At 76.9% G+C, this 4849-nt stretch carries 5 protein-coding genes and 1 rRNA gene; 5 read left to right on the top strand and 1 reads right to left on the bottom strand.

Annotated features, from left to right (window positions below; translation table 11 throughout):
* Positions 1 to 122: 122 nt before the first annotated feature.
* Both rrf and RKE29_RS27920 read left to right on the top strand, forming a co-directional pair.
* Positions 123 to 239: ribosomal RNA gene (gene rrf / locus RKE29_RS27925) — 5S ribosomal RNA — on the top strand.
* Positions 240 to 1269: 1030 nt separating this feature from the next.
* A complete protein-coding gene (locus RKE29_RS27920) occupies positions 1270 to 2046 on the top strand; it encodes a tetratricopeptide repeat protein (protein WP_312008467.1) in 777 nt (258 codons plus the stop codon).
* Between the two features lie 13 nt (positions 2047 to 2059).
* Here the strand turns inward: RKE29_RS27920 and RKE29_RS27915 are convergent, their stop codons facing one another.
* The gene (locus RKE29_RS27915) at positions 2060 to 2860 is read right to left on the bottom strand and encodes a peptidyl-tRNA hydrolase (protein WP_312008466.1); all 801 of its coding nucleotides are present in this window, start codon (positions 2858 to 2860) and stop codon (positions 2060 to 2062) included.
* A 58-nt stretch (positions 2861 to 2918) separates the two neighbouring features.
* Here RKE29_RS27915 and RKE29_RS27910 point away from each other — a divergent pair, with 58 nt between their 5' ends.
* From RKE29_RS27910 to RKE29_RS27900, 3 genes are read left to right on the top strand one after another with little or no spacing between them, the layout of a single operon-like run.
* A complete protein-coding gene (locus RKE29_RS27910) occupies positions 2919 to 3944 on the top strand; it encodes an ATP-binding cassette domain-containing protein (protein WP_312008465.1) in 1026 nt (341 codons plus the stop codon).
* The gene (locus tag RKE29_RS27905; RefSeq protein ID WP_312008464.1) at positions 3941 to 4609 is read left to right on the top strand and encodes an ABC transporter; all 669 of its coding nucleotides are present in this window, start codon (positions 3941 to 3943) and stop codon (positions 4607 to 4609) included. The genes RKE29_RS27910 and RKE29_RS27905 overlap by 4 nt, the downstream gene beginning before the upstream one ends.
* Positions 4610 to 4619: 10 nt before the next feature.
* On the top strand, positions 4620 to 4805 hold the full coding sequence (locus RKE29_RS27900) for a hypothetical protein (RefSeq protein ID WP_312008463.1): 186 nt from the start codon (positions 4620 to 4622) through the stop codon (positions 4803 to 4805).
* Positions 4806 to 4849: the final 44 nt, after the last annotated feature.

The following is a 4849-nucleotide window of genomic DNA, read 5'->3' as shown; positions in this document are numbered from 1 at the left end:
GTCCACTGTGCAGATCTGAGACAACGAACCGTTGCTTTTCAAGTTTGAGTGTGTCAACTGAAGAGTGTGCTTGTTCGCTGCCTGTCTGGTTTCCGTCCCCGTGGTGGGACGGTCGATAGGGTTTCGGTGGTCATAGCGGTGGGGAAACGCCCGGTCACATTCCGAACCCGGTAGCTAAGCCTGCCAGCGCCGATGGTACTGCAGGGGGGACCCTGTGGGAGAGTAGGACGCCGCCGAACAATCTTTGAGGGCCTCGGGTCCCAGCGTTCATGCTGGGACCCGAGGCCCTTTTGTTTTTCCACCGGTGCGCGCCCCCGGGCCGGGCGCGCGAGAATGATCGCGGTACCTGACGACAGAGGAGACACGTCGATGTCCACCAATCCCCCCGACGACCGGCCGGAGCGCGAGCCGCGCCGGCGGGACGGCGCCCAGACGGGCGACCGGAGTGGATTCCGGCGTGACCGGGATGACCGTGCTCGTCGGCCCCGGCGGGACGACGAGCGGCGAGGTCGGCCCGGCGGGTACGGCCGCCCGGATGAAAACCGGCCGGACCGGCCGCGCGGGCGCTTCCAGGACCAGGACCGTGACCGGGGGCGTGACACCCGCGACACGCGGCGCCGGGACGACCGGGACCGTGGCGCCTACCGCCGCGACGACCGCGGGCCTGAGCGTCGCGACGACCGGCGGGATGACCGGCGGGATGACCGGCGGGATGACCGGCGCGACGAGCGTGGCACCGGACACCGGCAGGACCGGCGTGACGATTTCCGCGCGGGCCGTCGTGACGACCGCCCGCGCGGCCCCCGCCGCGATGACCGGGGCCGGGACGGGGAGCGGGGCGGCCGGACCGGCGGCTACGAGCGCCGTGACAGCCGTGAGGGTCGCGACAACCGTGGCGCGGGCACGGAGCGGCGTTTCGACCGCCGTGACGGCCGCCGTGACGACTGGCGCACCGAGCGCCGTGACGACCGGCGCGATGACCGGCGTGATGACCGGCCCCGGGGACCCCGGCGAGATGACGGTCCCCGGCGCGACAGCCGAGANGGACCCCGGCGAGATGACGGTCCCCGGCGCGACAGCCGAGAGGAGCGCGGTCCGCGCCGTCCGTACGGGCAGGGCCGTCCGCCGTACGCGCAGGGCGGGCAGGGCCGGGGCGAGCGGTCGGCGGGCGGCGGCGGCCCGTACCGGCGCCGGGACGGCCGTACGGGCGGCTACGGTCGCCGCGACGACCGGCCGGCCGGGGACCGCGAGCGGGAGCCGGTGCGGCGCATGCCGATCCCGGAGGACGTCACCGGCGCCGAGGTCGACAAGAGCGTGCGGCAGGAGCTGATGAGCCTGCCGAAGACCCTCGCCGAGGATGTCGCGAAGAACCTCGTCATGGTCGGCAGGCTGCTGGACGAGGACCCGGAGCGTGCGTACGGGTACGCGCGTGTCGCGCTGCGGCTCGCCTCCCGGGTGGGCGCCGTGCGTGAGGCGGCGGGCTTCGCCGCGTACGCCGTCGGGAAGTACGCGGAGGCGCTGGCGGAGTTCCGGGCCGCCCGGCGCATGAGCGGATCCACCGACCTGTGGCCGGTGATGGCCGACTGCGAGCGCGGCATGGGCCGCCCCGAGCGGGCGCTCGCCATGGCGGGCGAGCCCGAGGTGCAGAAGCTGGACCGGGCCGGGCAGGTCGAGATGCGGCTGGTGGCGGCCGGGGCGCGGCGCGACCTGGGCCAGGCCGAGGCGGCCGTCGTGACGCTGCAGAGTTCGGAGCTGGCCTCGCACACCGTCCACCCGTGGACCGCGCGGCTGCGCTACGCCTATGCCGACGCGCTGCTGGCCACCGGCCGGGAGGAGGAGGCCCGCGAGTGGTTCGCCAGGGCGCTGGAGGCGGACCAGGGCGGCACCACGGACGCGTCCGACCGGCTGGCCGAGCTGGACGGGGTGGAGTTCGTGGACGCTCTCGACCCCGACCAGGACGACGACCTTGGCACCGCACAGGCCGACGGGCACCAGGAGCGTGCCGGCGAGCGGGACGGCGGGGACGGGGAGCCGGGCCGGGACTGACCGCCCGCCGGGATCAGCGCCGCGCGCCGAGCCCGGCGCGCAGCGCCGGGTGGTCGGCGACGACGGTGCACGAGCCGGGGGCGATCTCGGTGAAGCCCGCGTCGCGGACCACCGGCAGGCCGCTGCCGGTCAGTGCCGCCCACTGGCCGGCCGCCGCGGTCCGTACGGCCAGCGGGAAGTCCGCGTCCCGCCAGGCCGTGCGGGCCGCCTCGTCCAGGGCCAGCCACGCCAGCTGGGCGCCGTGGCCCGCCTGGGCCATCGCCTTCCCCGCCGACATGTCGACGTCGGGACTCAGCCACAGCACCGGCCCGGTGAGGTCGGGAGCGGGCGGCGTCGCGGGGTCGTCCAGGTGGGTGCCGGAGACCTGGAGCTTGGCCAGCTCCTTCGGCCAGCCGTCGAGCGGTACGGGCGGGAACACGCGCACCTCGGCGGGCGGGGCCGGGGCGGCCGCGCCGTCCGGATCCGGTGACGTGTCCGCGGAGCCGCCGGTGCCCGTGAGTGTGAGGCCCGGCAGGGTCTGCGCCCGCCGCCACTCCGCGCCGCGCGCCCGCCGTACGACCTTGCGGATGCGGCTGCCTTGCCAGGCCCGTACGGCCTCGGCCCACTCGCCGCCGAGCGCCGTGGACCGCTCGTCCGACAGCACGGCGAGCACCGCGCGGGCCGCCGTCTCCAGCGCGTCCGTACGGGCCGGGGGCGCGGCCCGCTCGATGCGGACCACCAGCGGCAGCACGAACTCCGGCGCCGCGAGGAGGTCGTCACGCGCGTGCCGGGACGCTCCGGTGTCCGTGGTCGCAGGGCTGTCGTCGCTGGTCACGCGCCCCAGTCTGCCACCCCGCGCCCCCGGGTCGTGCCGTCGCCTACGCTCAACGGACATGAGACTGCGAGGAGTCGGCCGACGCTACGGCCTGCGCGGGCCGTGGGTCCTGCGCCGGGTCGACCTCGACGTGCCGCCGCGCTCGCTGATCCGGGTGGAGGGAGCCAACGGGAGCGGCAAGTCGACGCTGCTGCGGCTGGTCGCCGGGATCGACGCGCCGAGCGCCGGCCGCGTCACCGGGCGGCCGCGCACCGCGTACGTGCCCGAGCGCTTCCCCGCCGACCTGCCGTTCACCGCCCTGGGCTACCTCGTGCACCTCGGGCGGGCGCACGGCCTGCGGACGGCGGTGGCGCGGCGGCGGGCGGAGGAGTGGCTGGAGCGGTTCGGAGCGGGCGGGCACGCGCGGACTCCGCTCGCCGAGTTGTCGAAGGGCACGAGTCAGAAGGTGGCCGTCGCCCAGGCGCTGCTCGCTGGCCCCGGGCTGCTGGTCCTGGACGAGGCGTGGACCGGGCTCGACCAGGGCGCGCGGGGCGTGCTCGACCAGGCGGTCGCCGAGCGGGTCGCGGACGGCGGCACGGTGGTCTTCGTCGACCACGACCCGGGACGGCTGGCCGGGGCGGCGGACGCGGTGTACCGGGTCGCGGCCGGCGGACTGACCCGCGTGCCGTCCGAGCCGGCGGCGGACGCGGCGGACGCGGCGGCTCGCGCGCGGACCGGCCCGCGGGTGCGCGTCGAGGTCCAGGGGCCGCCGGGCGCGGCACTGCCCGCGGATCTGCCGGGTGCTCCGCTGGTCGAGGAGGTGCCGTACGGTCCGTACGAGGCGACAGGGAGGCCGCCGGGGCGCGGAGCGGACGCTGCCGGGCGGAGGATCCGGCTGACCGTCGCCGCCGCCTACTCCGACGTCCTGTTGCGCGCCCTGCTCACCGCTCGGCCGCCGTGGCATGTCCACGCGGTGGCGGCCGTGGCGCAGGCGCCGCCGCCCGGTTCGCCCGCGGCCGGTGCCCTCCCGCGCGGGTGTCCTCCCGCGCGGGATGACGCTTCCCCGGACGCCTCTTCCCACGCGCGCCTGCCGGAGGCCCCGTGATCGTCCTGCTGCGCTACCACGCGGCCCTGCTGCTGCGCTCGCAGCGCTGGCTGCCGCCGTTCCTGCTCTACTGCGCCGCCCTCGCCGTCGGTGTGCAGGCCGGGCAGCCCGTTCTCGACTCGCTCGGCTACACCTCGGCCGCGGTGCTGCCCGTGGCCGCGTGGCTGGTGCGCGTGTGCGCAGTCGCCGAGCCGCCCGCCGCCCGCGACTGCGTCGCCGCCGCCGTCGGGCCCGCCCGCGCGCACCTCGCGCGGGTGCTCACCGCGCTCGGGGCCGCGGCCGTGCTCGGTACGGGCGGAGTCCTGGTCGTCGCCTGGGTGAGCGATCCGCACGCCGCGGACCACCAGGTGGCGGTGGACCGCGCCGCGGCGGCGGGCGCGGGGCTGCTCGCGTCGCTCGCGTGCGCGCTGCTGGGCACGGCGGTCGGCACGCTGTGCAACTGGCCCGTGGTGCGCAGTCGCGGCCGTGCCGTGCCGGCCACGGCGCTCGCCGCGCTGCTGGTGCTCGTCGTCGGCGTCTCGCCCGCGAACGCGGCCGTGACCGGACTGGTCGACGGCTCGCGCGGGGGCACGGTGACGGTGCCGCTGCTGCCGCTGGCCGCCGCGGCGATCGCCGCCGCGGTGGCGGTGGCGGTGGCCTGCGCGTGCGGTGCGCGGCGGGCGTAGAGTCGTCGGCATGGCGGACTGTGCGGACCGTACGGGGACGGGCGGGGCGGCGGCGGGCGAGCGGGCTGCGGGGCCGCCGTACGCGGACTGCGTGCTGTGCGGCGCGCCGACCGAGTACCCGGCGTCGCGGCCGGGGGCCACGCTGTGCCCGGTCTGCGAGTGGCAGGAGGCGCAGCGCGTCGCCTGCTCCGGCTGACCGCCGTCGGCGCCGGTGCCTAGTACTCCAGCTGTAGATCGTGA

It is taken from the genome of Streptomyces sp. B1866, assembly GCF_031932565.1.
In the GTDB taxonomy this organism is placed as follows: domain Bacteria; phylum Actinomycetota; class Actinomycetes; order Streptomycetales; family Streptomycetaceae; genus Streptomyces.
This window is presented reverse-complemented; position numbering and strand designations above follow the sequence as displayed.